At 71.5% G+C, this 13044-nt stretch carries 13 protein-coding genes and 1 pseudogene; 7 read left to right on the forward strand and 7 right to left on the reverse strand.

Annotated elements, in window-relative coordinates:
* Window positions 1-83: 83 nt before the first annotated feature.
* Window positions 84-1004, reverse strand: coding sequence for a zinc-binding alcohol dehydrogenase family protein (locus tag ACFYO0_RS10500; protein WP_388673294.1), 921 nt, complete (start codon window positions 1002-1004; stop codon window positions 84-86).
* Between the two features lie 155 nt (window positions 1005-1159).
* Between ACFYO0_RS10500 and ACFYO0_RS10505 the strand changes: the two genes are divergently transcribed.
* Entirely contained in the window at window positions 1160-1765 is a 606-nt protein-coding gene (locus tag ACFYO0_RS10505) for a sulfite oxidase-like oxidoreductase (RefSeq protein WP_388673296.1), read from the forward strand.
* Window positions 1766-1790: 25 nt separating this feature from the next.
* Complete coding sequence (locus tag ACFYO0_RS10510; RefSeq protein ID WP_388673298.1) at window positions 1791-2546, forward strand: ferredoxin reductase; 756 nt, start codon at window positions 1791-1793, stop codon at window positions 2544-2546.
* 79 nt (window positions 2547-2625) lie between these two features.
* On the opposite strand, the gene ACFYO0_RS10515 is transcribed toward ACFYO0_RS10510, so the two are convergent.
* A complete protein-coding gene (locus ACFYO0_RS10515) occupies window positions 2626-3504 on the reverse strand; it encodes a universal stress protein (RefSeq protein ID WP_388673300.1) in 879 nt (292 codons plus the stop codon).
* Window positions 3505-3731: 227 nt separating this feature from the next.
* Here ACFYO0_RS10515 and ACFYO0_RS10520 point away from each other — a divergent pair, with 227 nt between their 5' ends.
* Together ACFYO0_RS10520 and ACFYO0_RS10525 are read left to right on the forward strand one after the other, a co-directional pair.
* Window positions 3732-4316 carry a hypothetical protein gene (locus ACFYO0_RS10520; RefSeq protein ID WP_388673302.1) on the forward strand — a complete coding sequence of 195 codons (585 nt, stop codon included), beginning with the start codon at window positions 3732-3734 and terminating at the stop codon, window positions 4314-4316.
* Window positions 4317-4420: 104 nt separating this feature from the next.
* Entirely contained in the window at window positions 4421-5386 is a 966-nt protein-coding gene (locus ACFYO0_RS10525; RefSeq protein WP_388673304.1) for an acetylxylan esterase, read from the forward strand.
* Window positions 5387-5473: 87 nt separating this feature from the next.
* On the opposite strand, the gene ACFYO0_RS10530 is transcribed toward ACFYO0_RS10525, so the two are convergent.
* From ACFYO0_RS10530 to ACFYO0_RS10550, 5 genes are all read right to left on the reverse strand, one after another.
* Window positions 5474-6202 (reverse strand): CPBP family intramembrane glutamic endopeptidase, encoded by a 729-nt coding sequence (locus ACFYO0_RS10530; RefSeq protein WP_388673306.1) that lies wholly within the window; start codon window positions 6200-6202, stop codon window positions 5474-5476.
* A gap of 43 nt (window positions 6203-6245) precedes the next feature.
* The gene (locus ACFYO0_RS10535) at window positions 6246-6971 is read right to left on the reverse strand and encodes a class I SAM-dependent methyltransferase (protein WP_388673308.1); all 726 of its coding nucleotides are present in this window, start codon (window positions 6969-6971) and stop codon (window positions 6246-6248) included.
* Window positions 6972-7256: 285 nt separating this feature from the next.
* Entirely contained in the window at window positions 7257-8516 is a 1260-nt protein-coding gene (locus tag ACFYO0_RS10540; RefSeq protein WP_388673310.1) for an RNA polymerase sigma factor, read from the reverse strand.
* 4 nt (window positions 8517-8520) lie between these two features.
* A complete protein-coding gene (locus ACFYO0_RS10545) occupies window positions 8521-8862 on the reverse strand; it encodes a YciI family protein (RefSeq protein WP_388673312.1) in 342 nt (113 codons plus the stop codon).
* A complete protein-coding gene (locus ACFYO0_RS10550) occupies window positions 8859-9596 on the reverse strand; it encodes a nuclear transport factor 2 family protein (protein WP_388673314.1) in 738 nt (245 codons plus the stop codon). The genes ACFYO0_RS10545 and ACFYO0_RS10550 overlap by 4 nt, the downstream gene beginning before the upstream one ends.
* Before the next feature lie 146 nt (window positions 9597-9742).
* On the opposite strand from ACFYO0_RS10550, the gene ACFYO0_RS10555 reads away from it, so the two are divergent.
* The 3 genes and pseudogenes from ACFYO0_RS10555 to ACFYO0_RS10565 all read left to right on the forward strand — a co-directional run.
* Entirely contained in the window at window positions 9743-10573 is an 831-nt protein-coding gene (locus ACFYO0_RS10555) for a class I SAM-dependent methyltransferase (protein ID WP_388673316.1), read from the forward strand.
* Between the two features lie 283 nt (window positions 10574-10856).
* Window positions 10857-12011: a transcription termination factor Rho gene (gene rho, locus ACFYO0_RS10560; RefSeq protein ID WP_388673318.1), complete on the forward strand. Its 1155-nt coding sequence runs from the start codon at window positions 10857-10859 to the stop codon at window positions 12009-12011.
* 107 nt (window positions 12012-12118) lie between these two features.
* Window positions 12119-13021: pseudogene (locus ACFYO0_RS10565) on the forward strand (D-alanyl-D-alanine carboxypeptidase family protein); the annotation flags it as partial.
* Window positions 13022-13044: the final 23 nt, after the last annotated feature.

The following is a 13044-nucleotide window of genomic DNA, read 5'->3' on the forward strand; positions in this document are numbered from 1 at the left end:
GGGCGTTCCGCAGCCGGACGGCAACATTACACGGCCCCCGGCTGCTGCCACGAGGCGGTCAACCGCCCTTCCACACGCAGTGCTCAGCCTGTGACCTCGATGACGATCTTTCCGAGTGCGTGGCCATCCTCCACCATTCGCAGTGCCTCCGCGGCGCGGCTCAGGGGGAAGGTCTGCGTCACGAAGGGGTTCAGCTTGCCGTCGGCCACGAGGTGGGCGACCTCGTCGAGGATCGCGGCGGTGCGGGCCCGGGCGACGGGGGCGCCACCGAGGCGGCCCACTATGTCCTTGCCGCCCGCGGTGATCAACTTCGCGCGGTCGGTGAGGAGTTCGGCCGCGGCTTCGAGGACCTCGCCGCCGATGAGGTCGTAGACCGCGTCCACGCCGTCCGGGGCGGCGGCCCGTACATCGGCCGCGAAGTCCGGGCCCGAGGGCACATGCACGGCGCCGAGCGACTCGACGAAGTCCTTCTTGCCCGCGCTGGCCGTGCCGATGACCTTCACCCCGAATGCGCGCGCGATCTGGGTGGCCGCCACGCCCACGCCACCGCCGGCACCCGTGATCAGCAGGGTCGAATCGGCGGGCAGGTCGAGCTGGCGGATGCCGTCGTACGCCGTCGCCCCCGCGACCGACAGGGCCGCCGCGTCCGTGAAAGAGACCGAGTCGGGCTTGTGCGCGGTCACCGCGACGGGCAGCAGGGTGTACTCGGCATAGCCACCGCCGACCGGGTTGCCGAACACCGCGTCGCCCACCGCGAAGCCGGTGACTCCCTCACCGATCTCCTCGACCACTCCCGCGGCCTCGTTACCGAACACCGCGGGCAGCTCGCGCGCGGCCTCGCCGGGGCGGGCGTAGCCGTTGCGCTGCTTGCAGTCGACGGGGTTCACGCCCGCCGCCCGTACGGAGACCATGAGTTGACCGGGGCCGGGGCTCGGCCGGTCCTGGTCGACGAGGGCCTCGGTCTCCGGACCGCCGAACCGCGTGAAGACGTACGCCTTGGGCATGTGCTCCCTCTTTCTCCACCGGGCTTTCTCCACCGGACTTTCTCCACGGGGATTCTCCACCGGGCTGCGCCTGCTCGGCTCAGCATGCCGGGAAGATCGCCGGGCGGCTATTCCCCGAAGCCACTCCCCGCGCAGGCGCCGGGTACCGTGGATCGATGCATGTCACCCGAGGCTTCACCGGACGCCCGCGCGTCCCCGACGCGGGGCTGCCGCCCGGTCAGTACGACGCGGGCGACGACTGGCCGGTCCTGTCCGCCGAGGTCACGCCCGAACTGGCGCCCGCGGACTGGACGTTCACCGTCGACGGGCTGGTGGCCGAGCCGCGCACCTGGTCCTGGGACGAGGCCCACGCGCTGCCGGCGTCGGCGTACAAGGGCGACATCCACTGCGTGACGGGCTGGTCGAAGTTCGGCGTGCGCTTCGGGGGCGTGTCGGTGGACGCGTTCCTGGACCTCGTACGCCCGGCCACGGCGGCGACGCACGCGGTCGCGTACTCCCACACCGGGTACACCACCAACCTCCCGCTGGCCGATCTGACCGGCGGGCGCGCCTGGATCGTCTGGGAGTACGGCGACGAGCCGCTGCCCGCGGAACACGGTGGTCCGGCGCGGCTGCTCGTACCGCATCTGTACTTCTGGAAGAGCGCCAAGTGGATCGCGGGCCTCAGGCTCCTGGACCACGACGAGCCGGGCTTCTGGGAGCAGAACGGCTACCACCACCGCGGCAACCCCTGGGAAGAGCAGCGCTACTCCGGTGACTGAGACTCCGACGACCGAAGACCTTCACATGACCGGGACGTTCACGCCCCCGACCCGGTTCGCCGTGCCCGGCCGCATCGCCGTGAACAACGACACGGCGACCACGTGGCAGCGCGCCACGCTCACCGAGATCCGCCGCGAGACCCCACGCGCGGCCACCTTCCGGTTCGCCGTGCCCGGCTGGCGCGGCCATGTGCCCGGCCAGCACGTGATGCTGCGGCTCACGGCGGAGGACGGCTACACCGCCCAGCGGCACTACTCGATCGCGTCGCCACCCGACGACTTGGGGCACATCGAGCTCACACTCGACCATGTCGAGGGCGGCGAGGTGTCGGGCTGGTTCCACACCGTCGCCGAACCGGGCGACCAGGTCGAAGTCCGCGGCCCGAACAGCGGTTTCTTCGCCTGGACCGGCGACCGGCCCGCCCTGCTCGTCGGCGCGGGCTCCGGCGTCGTACCGCTGATGTCGATGGTCCGCCACCACCGATCGCGCGCACTGTCCGTACCGCTGCGCCTGCTCGTCTCGGCCCGCGGCCCAGCGGAGTTGATCTACGCGTCGGAGTACGGCGCCGAGACCACACCCGTGTTCACGCGCAGCGCGGCGCCCGGCGTGCCCGTGGGGCGCCTGTCGGCCGCGCACGTGGCGGCGCTCCTGGCCGACCGGCCGGACGGCGGGTGGGAGGCCTACGTGTGCGGGTCCAACGGGTTCGCCGAACATGCCTCGCGGCTCCTCGTCGAGGCGGGACAGCCGGTGGACCGTATCCGGATCGAGCGCTTCGGCTGACGTTGCTCGGCGCGCCGGGAGTGAGGGAGCGACCGGCCACGCCGAACCCGCAGCTTCGAACCGCCCTTCCAGCAGAGCGCTAGTCGTGAGGGACCATCGCGACCGGGCAGGTGCAGTGGTGGATCACGAAGTGGGCCACGCGGCCGAGGCCCCCTCCGACCGTGGCGCGGCGGCCCATGACCAGCTGCCCCGCCTGGATCGACGCCTTCAGAAGGTGGTGTCCCGCCGGGCCGTACACCACCTGCTCCACGACAGTCGTCTCCGGGAACTTGTGCCGCCACGGCTGCAGAATCACTGCCAGGGAGCGGCGGTTGGCGTCCTCCTGCCCGGCCGTGTCGTCCCGCGTTCGCGCGCCGACGGCATAGCCGGGCGGCGGGGGCAGCGTCCAGGCGTGCACGACGTGCAGGGGTGCCGCGCGGAAGGCCGCCGCGTCGAAGGCGTAGCCGAGGAGGCCGTCGGCCGGGCGCGCCAGGTCCAGGCCGAGGACCACCGGCAGGTACGGGGCCTTTGCCGGAGGTGCCCCCTCGCCGACGGGCACGCGCTCGTCCTCGGGGAGTTCGCCCGCGCGCACCAGCACCACTGGGCGCTCGGCGTGGGAGGCGACGGCGAGGGCGACCGAACCGACCTGGAAACCGGCGAAGTCGCTGAAGCCGCGGGAGCCGAGGGCCAGTGCCTCCGACTCCGCGGCTGCGGCCAGCAGCGCCGGGACCGCGGGCGTTTCGGTGCGGCAGGCCATGATGTCCAAAGCCGGGTGGGCGTACGCGAGTTGGACGGCGGCCCGGTCGAGCGTCACGCGGGACGGCCCGCCGTCCGACGGCGATACGGGGTCGGGGCCGGCCTGCAGCAGGCGCAGCGCGAGGTGACGGCGGTGAGCCTCGCGGGCCGCCCAGTCGGCGGCGTCCAGGCTGGCGCGGGAACCGTCGATGCCGACGGTGATGGCCCGGGTCTCCTTGCTCATGGCTCGCGCCGCCTCTCCTCTCGCCCTTCCGCGGGTTCCACGTGGGGCGCGGATCAGTCGTGGGCGGGCGGATCCGGCGGGCTTGTGCACTGACCGCCACAGGATGACAACTCAGAGGGTCCGTTCGGCGCCGACGGGGAACTCGGGTGGCGTACGACGCTGACCAGCCGCTCCGGGACCGGACGGAGACGGGGACAGCCGGACGCGAGCGATGAGGAGGTGTGGACATGGGCACTCGGGTGCGCGGCTGGCGTTGGCGGCCCAATCCCCTGCGCCGCCGCTGCGACGTGGTCGAGGCGTGGACAGCCCTGGTCGTCGCCGTCCTGCTGTGCGTCGGTGCCCCGCTGACCGGGCTCGTCATGGGCCGGCAGGCGTACGACGCGGCGCGGGGCGCGGCCGCCGAGCAACGGGCCGAACGCCATCGGGTGCGCGCGGAGGTCACCGAGCAGGCACCCGCCGCGATACCCAACGCCACGGGCGCCAAGCAGCCCGATTACTGGGTCGGCGTGCGCTGGACCGAGCCCGGCGAGCGAGAGCGCACAGGCAAGGCCCGCGTCCCGGCCGGCACCCGGGCCGGCGACCACACCCATGTATGGCTGGACGACGCCGGCCGGATCGTCGCCGCCCCGGCGGACAGCACAGCGTTCTGGCAGCAAGCGCTCGCGGTGGGAGGCTGCGCCACGGGCGGCGCCGCGACCGTCGTCCTGGCCGGGCGCTTCGTCGTACGCCGGGTCGCCCTGCGCCACCGCATGGCCGAGTGGGAACGCGAGTGGGCCCGTACGGGACCGGAGTGGGGCCGACGCTGGGCATGACCGGGCCCGACCGGTGCGCGAAAAGGGTCTGGTGACCCGCTGACGGCCCCCGTACGGTGTGATCATCCGCACCCTGACCCGTGATCCCGTAAAGGCGGTCATCCATGGCCTTGTTCGACCTGCCCCTCGACCAGCTCCGGAACTACCGCAGCGCCTCCGTCGAGCCCGAGGACTTCGACGCCTTCTGGGCCAAGACGCTTCAGGAGGCGCGAGAGTACGACCTGGACGCCTCCTTCGAGCCGGTCGAGACGCATCTCAAGACCGTGAAGGTGTACGACGTCACGTTCGCCGGGTTCGGAGGTCACCCGGTGAAGGGCTGGCTGACGCTTCCCGCCTGGGCGGACACGCCACGGCCGGCGGTCGTCCAGTTCATCGGATACGGCGGCGGGCGCGGCCTTCCGCACACGCATCTGCTGTGGGCCTCCGCGGGCTTCGCGCACTTCGTGATGGACACCCGGGGGCAGGGCAGTGGCTGGGGCGGCGGTGACACACCCGACCCGGTGGGCAGCGGGCCCGCGTATCCCGGCTTCATGACGCGGGGGGTCGAGGATCCCGAAAGCTATTACTACCGGCGGGTGTTCACCGATGGGGTACGGGCCGTGGAAGCGGCCCGCTCGCATCCGCTGATCGACGCCTCGCGCACCGCGGCGGTCGGTGGCAGCCAGGGCGGCGGCATCACGATCGCGGTCGCCGGACTCGTACCGGACCTGGCGGCGATCGCCCCGGACGTTCCGTTCCTGTGCGACTTCCCGCGCGCGACGACGCTGACGGACCGCGATCCGTACCGGGAGATCGGCAACTACCTCAAGACACACCGCGGCCGCACCGAGCAGGTGCGGCGCACGCTGTCCTACTTCGACGGCGTGCACTTCGCGGCGCGCGGCCGGGCGCCCGCCCTGTTCTCGGCTGCTCTGGAGGACCAGACCTGCCCGCCGTCGACGGTGTTCGCCGCCTTCAACGCCTGGGCCCACGAGGACAAGACGATCGAGGTGTACGACTTCAACGACCATGAGGGCGGCGGCGCCTACCAGGAGGCGGCCCAGCTGGCGTGGCTGCCGCAGCGCCTGTAGAAGGAGCGGTTCCGTCGTGGTCGAAGAGTTCGGGGTCCTCGCCCGAGGGCGAGGACCCCGCCGCTCCGGTTCTGTGTTCAGGCCAGTTCACGCCAGCCCGGAGCTGAACACGTACCCGAGTGCGTTGGTCGCCCAGTGGAGTCCCATGGGGGCGAGCAGGCTGCCGGTGCGGTGTCGCAGCCAGCAGAGCAGGCCGCCCGCCGCGGCGGTGAGGAGCACGGCGCCCAGAGTGGCCAGGACGGCGCCGAGGGCCGAATCCCCGAAGAGCGAGCCCACGGCCTGGTTGGAGTCGGTGAGATGGAGCGACGGCAGGATGTGCCAAAGGCCGAACAGCACGGAGGAGAACACCGTGGCCGCGACCGCGCCGCGAGCGCGCAGCACCAGTCCGTAGAGCGCCCCGCGGAAGGCGACCTCTTCCAGCAGCACCGTGCCGATCGGCACTTTGATCAGCACCCGGCCGACGACCTCCGCGCCGCTCAGTCCGCTCGCCCTCTCGTCCTCGAACAGCCCGCGTGTGACAGGCATCGCCGCCGCACACAGGTACACCGCCGCGACGATGCCGACAAGGGCGAGCGCCCAGCCGAGACCGCGGCGCAGCGTGTCCCGGGACAGTCCGAGGTCGGCCCAGCCGCCACCGGCACGGAACGTGATCGCGATCAGCGCGGCGGAGGCGATCGCGGAGGTGAGCACGATCCAGGACGGCGCCCACCGGTTGTTGACCAGGTTTGTGAGCACCAGCAGCACGACGGCGCCCACAAGTGCTGTCGCGGTGGACATCCGGCCGCTGGGCCTGCGCTGGGAAAGCTGCTCTGTCACCTCAGTCGCCCTCGGTGGGAAGCACTGATCCTCCAGGCTTCGGCTACCCCTGGCGCGTCGCAACCACCATCCGGCAGCGTGGGCTGCCGTCGTCCCTGCGGCCGAACTCGGGGAGTGTGTGCAGGTCCACGAAGAAGCCGGCGCGGATCAGTTCGCGGCGTACGTCGCTGAGGCGGAAGGCGCGGTAGTACATGACGAACGGAGGACGCCACACCGCGTTGCGTACCCGCATCGCCGTGTCGAAGGCGAGCAGCGCCCAGTAGCCGGGTGAGCCGGGGCGGGCCGGGGCCACGACGGGGAAGGCGAACCGTCCGCCGGGCCGCAGCACCGAGTGCACCTGGGCGAACAGGCCCGGCAGTTCACGCGGCAGAAAGTGGCCGAACGCCCCGAAGCTCACCACGAGGTCGAAGGCCGGACGGAACGGCAGGGACCGGGCGTCGCCGCGTACCCACGCCACCGGCGGCCCGGCGGGACGCGTCCGTTCGCGGGCGACGGCGAGCATGCCCGCGCTGATGTCGACGCCGGTGATCCGCTCCCGGCACACGGTGCGCAGCACGTCGATGCCCGCGCCGGTGCCGCAGCACAGATCCAGACCGCTGTCGAACGGTCCGATCCGCTCCAGCTCCCGCGCGACGGAGCGCAGTACGGGTTCCGGCGTACGGAACGGTGTGTGGTCGAACTTCGGCGCGAGCAGGTCGTATCCGTGCTCGACGGACGACAGCGCCTGAACGGCGAGCTCGCGGAACGTGGGGCCCTGCGGGGTGAACATCGAGGTCAGCTTAGCCAGGCACGAGCGCGCTGTGGTTGACAAGGGGAGCTTCGCCCCTGTGAAGCACAGCGCGCTCGGCTGAAGTCCTCAGCTCGCCAGGCGAAGGCCCGCGAGCCAGATGTCGGGCTCGACCGGCCCCCTGCCACCGGTTGCGCCGGGTGGCAGGGGGCGACGGCGCAGGCGGAGGAGCGAGGGTAGCTTCTTGGTACGGCGGGTGGGCACAGTGGCGGTCATGGTTTCCTCCAGTGTCGTGTGGGGTGCTTTCACCCCCACGACGAACGCCGCCTAAGCCGATCGACACTCCGCGAGCCGCTTCTCGAGAAATCGCCGCTCGGCGTCGTTCTCCACCAGCTCAAGCGCCCGCGCGTACGCCTCGACCGCCTCCGCTGGTCGCCCCATGCGCCGCAGGAGATCCGCGCGGGTGGCGGGCAGCAGGTGGTAACCGGTCAGGTCGCCCGCCTTCTCCAACTCGGCCAGGAGGGCCAGCCCGGCATCCGGTCCCTCGGCCATGCCGACCGCCACCGCGCGGTTGAGTTCCACCACCGCGGAGGGCACGAAGCGCCTCAACTCCCCGTACAGCGCGGCGATATCCGCCCAGTCGGTGTCCTCGGCCGTGGCGGCGGTGGTGTGGCAGGCGGAGATGGCGGCCTGGATCTGGTACGGCCCTGGCCGGCCGCGGCGCAGGGCGGTCTCCAGCAGGGCGGCACCCTCGTCGATCGCGGCGCGGTCCCATGCCGTGCGGTCCTGGTCCTCCAGGGTCACCAGCTCGCCCGCCGCGTCCACCCGCGTGCCGCGCCGGGCGTCATGCAGGAGCAGCAGCGCCAGCAGGCCGAGCGTCTCAGGCTCGTCGGGCATGAGCCGGGCCAGCACGCGGGCGAGGCGGATGGCCTCCGCGCACAGGTTCGTCCGCAGCAGATCGGCACCGGACGTGGCGGCGTACCCCTCGTTGAACAGCAGGTACACGACGCCCAGCACACCCGTCGTGCGCTCGGGCAGCAGATGGGCGGGCGGTACTCGGTATGGGATTCCGGCGTTGCGGATCTTCCGCTTGGCCCGCACCAGGCGTTGCGCCATCGTCGCCTCGGGTACGAGGAAGGCCCGGGCGATCTCGGGCGTGGTCAGGCCCGCGAGCGTACGCAGGGTCAGGGCGACCCGCGCCTCCATGGGCAGCGCCGGATGGCAGCAGGTGAAGATCAGCCGCAGCCGGTCGTCCGTCACTCCGCTGTCGGCCCCCTCGTCGTAGTCCGGGTCGTACGGTCCGCCGTCCCGTGCCAGCACCGCCGCCTCCCGCAGTTTCGCCGCCCCCACCGCCTCCCGGCGCAGCACATCCAGGGCGCGGTTGCGTGCGGTCGTGGTCAGCCACGCGCCGGGGCGGCGCGGGACTCCGTCGCGCCGCCATCGGTCCAGAGCCTGCGCGAAGGCGTCCTGCGCGCACTCCTCAGCGAGGTCCCAGTCGCCGGTCACCCGGATCAGGGTGGCGACGACCTGGCCCCATTCCTCGCGGAAGGCGGCGGCCACCGCCTCCTCGACGTCGTTCACTCCCAACCGTTCACTCCCAGACCGGCCGCACCTCGATGGAGCCGCCGCCCAGCGCGGCCGGATGCCTCGAGGCGAGCGAGATGGCCTCGTCGAGGTCGGCGACCTCGATGATGTCGATACCGGCGACGTACTCCTTGGACTCCACGAACGGCCCGTCGCTGAGCAGCACTTCGTCGCCCTGGACGCGCACGGTGGTGGCGTCGGTGGCCGGCCTCAGCCGTGCCCCGCCCTTGACGATGTCGCGGCTGACAACCTCGTCGATGTACGAGGCGAAGCGGGGGTCGTCGGCGATCTGCTCGGGGCTGAGTTCCTCGCCGCCGACGGGCGTGCAGATGAACAGTGCGTACTTCATGACCGGGTCTCCTCCACACCTGCGTCGAACGGAACCGAAAGGTGCTGGTGGACGATCTGCCAGCAGTCGCCCGCGGCTCGGTAGCCGGTGGTCACCCGCACCGTGCTGTCCAGCGGTTCGCCGGTGGTGAGCGTGGCGCGCATGCGGACGAGGGCGTGGCTGAACGCGACGCTCTCGTCCACCCGGACGCGGAACTCCAGCACATCACGGCTCACCGGTCCGGTGACGGTGGAGAACCACCACTCCTGGGCCTTGCGGAAGGCGTCGATCCCGCGCTCCTCCAGACCGCTCATGGGGTGGAAGACCTCGACATCGGGCGCGTAACAGGCCACCATCGCGTTGATGTCCCGCTCGCGCGTGGCCCGCGTCAGCTCGTCGTCCAGGCGGCGGATCTCTCCTTCGGCGTCCTCGTCCTCCCGGAACGGGCGCACCTCCAGGGCTCCGATGGTCGCCACTGGATGCTTCGCGGCCGCCTCGATGGCCTCCTCCATACCATCACACTCAAGAATGTCGTACCCGGCGACGTACTCCTTCGTCTCCGCGAACGGCCCGTCCGTGCGCAGCACTTCGCCGCCGCGCACCCGTACCGTGACCGCCTCGGCGGGGAGCCGCAGCCGGTGGCCGTGCAGCCGAACGCCCTTCTGGACGCCCAGCTCCTCGACCCATGGTTCGACGGGTGCCACGCCGGAGGCGTCGGCAGTGTCGTCACCGCAGACCAGCAGCATGTATTTCATGATCTCTCCTGGTGCTCATGAGGTCCTGACACTCCACCGACGAACGGGCCGGCGCCGAATCGACACTCCCCATGATTGTCCTGCCGGACGGCAGGCACATCCGGGAGTCCTTCCCACCCGGCGCCCGTCCACGGTTGGATACGACCATGACCGACGAGCACGAGCGGATGATGAGGGCCAACCAGGCCAACTGGGACGCCCGCACCCCCGTCCACCTCGCCAGCCGGTTCTACGGCCTTGACACCTCCCTCGACCCGGAGCGCTGGTTCGCCGCCTGGGAGTGGGAGGACCTCGGCGAACTGGCCGGCCGTGACGTGCTCCACCTTCAGTGTCACCTCGGCACGGAGACGATCGCCTTCGCCCATCGCGGCGCCCGGGCGGTGGGCCTCGACATCTCCGAGGCGTCGGTCAAGGCCGCGGCCGACATCGCCGGGCGTGCGGGCGCCGATGTCGAGTACGTACGGGCCAATGTGTACGACGCCGTCGAAGCCCTCGGCGGGCGGCGGTTCGACGTCGTCTACACCGGCAAGGGCGCCCTGTGCTACCTGCCCGACCTGGACCACTGGGCGGCTACGGCCACTCAACTCCTGCGTCCCAACGGCCGGTTGTACATCGCCGAGTTCCATCCCCTCCTCAACTCCCTGGGCCCGAAACCCGCTGAGGGCGAGGGTTCCGAACTCCTGCTGCGTCACGACTACTTGGGGCGAGGGACGGCCGTGCACCGCAGCGGCAGGTACACGTACACGGACGGCCCGCCGGTTCAGGGCGCGACCGACAGCTATGAATGGATGCACGGTCTCGGCGAGGTCGTGGGCGCTCTTGTCGGTGCGGGCCTGCGGATCGAGCGGCTGCGCGAGAGCGACGAACTGCCGTGGCCCCGCTGGCCCGAGATGAACCGCGCCCCCTCCGGCTGGTGGCGCCTGCCGGACAGCTCCCCGCGCATCCCGCTCCTGTACGGACTCCTCGCCCGCCGGTGATCAAAATCCTCCCGTGCTACGGTTGTTCCAGCACTCGCGTACGCCCCTTCTCGGGCGGCGGTGCCAGTCTCATCTCAGTCAGCTGATCCGCCCGTCCCTTTCCGACCGGCGAAGCAGCTTCTTCGCACCACCTCTCTTCACGTACGGCCATGGGCGTTCTCGCCCGCCGCACGAGAGGTGATGTCCCCGCCGTGCTGGGCGTGACCATGCCGCCCTGCCATTCGGCCTCTCCCCCTTCATGACCCATGACTTCATGGATTCGTCCGCGAAAGGACCCACCCACATGACCACCACACTGGAACGCCCACCTACTTCGCACACGCAGGAGCAGGCCACCGGCGTACTCGACATCACCTCCAACGGGCAGGGCCACCTGCGTGCCACAGGCTGCCTGCCCGAGCCCACCGACCATCAGGTCTCCCCCGCGCTGATCCGCCGGTACGGCCTGCGCAAGGGCGACCTCGTCGAAGGCGTGGGCGGAGGCGGAGGCGGCAAGTCGCGCGCCCTCACCGGGATCGAGCGCGTCAACGGCCGCAGGCCCGAAGAGCTGCGCTCCCGCCCGCACTTCCGTGACCTCACCCCGCTGCACCCGCGTGAGCGGCTGCGGCTCGAGCACCCGGCGGGCGGCCTGACGACTCGGGTCATCGACCTGGTGGCGCCCATCGGCAAAGGCCAGCGCGGGCTGATCGTCGCCCCGCCGAAGACCGGCAAGACGGTGCTGCTCCAGCAGCTCGCCGCCGCCGTGGCCGGCAACCACCCAGAGTGCCATCTGATGGTGGTGCTGCTCGACGAGCGCCCCGAAGAGGTCACCGACATGCGGCGTTCCGTGCGCGGTGAGGTGCTGGCCTCGACCTTCGACCGGGCGCCGAAGCAGCACATCGCGCTCGCCGAGCTCGCTGTGGAGCGCGCCAAGCGGCTCGTCGAGGCAGGCCAGGACGTCGTGATCCTCCTGGACTCGCTGACCCGGTTGTGCAGGGCGCACAACAACGCTGCCGCCGCCGGTGGCCGCACCCTCAGCGGCGGTGTCGACGCCGCCGCGCTCGCCGGACCCAAGCGGCTCTTCGGTGCCGCGCGCCTCGCCGAGGAGGGCGGTTCCCTCACGATGCTCGCCACAGCGCTGGTGGAGACCGGCTCGCGTGCCGACGACTTCTATTTCGAGGAGCTGAAGAGCACCGGCAACATGGAGCTGCGTCTGGACCGCGCTCTGGCGTCCAGGCGGATCTATCCGGCCGTCGACATCACCCCGTCCGGCACCCGCCGCGAGGAACTCCTGGTTCCCGCAAGCGAGTTGACGGCGGTACGAGGGCTGCGGCGCGCCCTGCACTCCCGCGGCGACACTCAGGCGGGGATCGAAACCCTGCTGGAGAGGATGCAGGACACGCCGGACAATGCCACGTTTCTACGACAGGTCCAGCCGACCGTGCCCGGAGGCCGGTGAGCCTCCCCCCAGTTCTCGGCTTGGGCCGCTGCGGCATCCGGGTGCTCGATGCCGCGGCTCGGCCCTGGTACCCGAGGATGCGGTCGGGGCGTTCCTACGTTTGCGGTATGACTATCGGATTCTCTTGCCGTGTCGCCGCCTGTTGTTCCGCCGCCGGTGTGGCCGGCGTGCTGGCCTTCGCGCCGAGCCCTGCCGTGGCAGGTACCGGAGCCGACGCCTCCACTGCGCCCGCGGGAGCCGAGCCGCTCGCGCCGAGCCCGGCGGCTTCGCGGCCGACGGGGCTGTACAGGTCCGGGACGCAGGTACGGCTCAGGTCCGGGGTGCGCAAGGTGCCCGGCGGACTCTCCGCCCGGTCGTGGCTGGTTGCCGACGCGGGCACCGGTGAGGTGCTGGCCGCGCACAACGCGCACCGCAAGCTGCCGCCCGCGAGCACCTTGAAGGCTCTGTTCGCGGTGACCGTGCTGCCGGTGCTGCCTGCGGCAGTCCAACACACCGTCACGGAGCGAGAGTTGAAGGGGGTCGGAGACGGCAGCAGCCGGGTCGGCGTCGAGCCGGGACGCACCTACCGCGCCTCCGACCTGTGGCGGGGCGTCTTCCTCAACTCGGGCAACGACGCCGTGCGCGTCCTGGCCGCGATGAACGGCGGCTGGCGTGCCACGGCCGCCCAGATGCAGGCCAAGGCCCGCGCGCTCGGCGCCCGCGACACGCGGGTCGTCTCGCCCGACGGGTACGACACGCCGGGCCAGGTGTCGTCCGCGTACGACCTGGCGGTCTTCGGGAGGGCCGGGCTGCGCAACGCGGACTTCGCGCGGTACTGCGCCACGGTGACGGCCAGATTCCCGGCCAAGGGCAGGTCGTACGACATCCAGAACACCAACCGGCTGCTGACCGGAGCCGACGGAGTCAAGCCCTACCGAGGGCTGGTCGGCGTCAAGAACGGTTACACCTCCAAGGCGGGCAACACACTCGTCGCCGCCGCGCGCCGGGGCGGGCGCACCCTGGTCGTCACGGTGATGAACCCTCGGTCGGGCGA

This window comes from Streptomyces sp. NPDC006365 (genome assembly GCF_042870755.1).
GTDB classification, from domain to species: Bacteria; Actinomycetota; Actinomycetes; order Streptomycetales; family Streptomycetaceae; genus Streptomyces; species Streptomyces xiangluensis.

Excerpts from the sequence above, each read along its gene's own strand:
- ACFYO0_RS10505 (WP_388673296.1), top strand. The coding sequence starts at position 1,160 with ATGCATGTCACCCGAGGCTTCACCGGACGCCCGCGCGTCCCCGACGCG.
- ACFYO0_RS10555 (WP_388673316.1), top strand. The coding sequence starts at position 9,743 with ATGACCGACGAGCACGAGCGGATGATGAGGGCCAACCAGGCCAACTGG.
- ACFYO0_RS10515 (WP_388673300.1), bottom strand. The coding sequence starts at position 3,504 with ATGAGCAAGGAGACCCGGGCCATCACCGTCGGCATCGACGGTTCCCGC.
- ACFYO0_RS10510 (WP_388673298.1), top strand. The coding sequence starts at position 1,791 with ATGACCGGGACGTTCACGCCCCCGACCCGGTTCGCCGTGCCCGGCCGC.
- rho (WP_388673318.1), top strand. The coding sequence starts at position 10,857 with ATGACCACCACACTGGAACGCCCACCTACTTCGCACACGCAGGAGCAG.
- ACFYO0_RS10550 (WP_388673314.1), bottom strand. The coding sequence starts at position 9,596 with ATGAAATACATGCTGCTGGTCTGCGGTGACGACACTGCCGACGCCTCC.
- ACFYO0_RS10535 (WP_388673308.1), bottom strand. The coding sequence starts at position 6,971 with ATGTTCACCCCGCAGGGCCCCACGTTCCGCGAGCTCGCCGTTCAGGCG.
- ACFYO0_RS10520 (WP_388673302.1), top strand. The coding sequence starts at position 3,732 with ATGGGCACTCGGGTGCGCGGCTGGCGTTGGCGGCCCAATCCCCTGCGC.
- ACFYO0_RS10500 (WP_388673294.1), bottom strand. The coding sequence starts at position 1,004 with ATGCCCAAGGCGTACGTCTTCACGCGGTTCGGCGGTCCGGAGACCGAG.
- ACFYO0_RS10525 (WP_388673304.1), top strand. The coding sequence starts at position 4,421 with ATGGCCTTGTTCGACCTGCCCCTCGACCAGCTCCGGAACTACCGCAGC.
- ACFYO0_RS10545 (WP_388673312.1), bottom strand. The coding sequence starts at position 8,862 with ATGAAGTACGCACTGTTCATCTGCACGCCCGTCGGCGGCGAGGAACTC.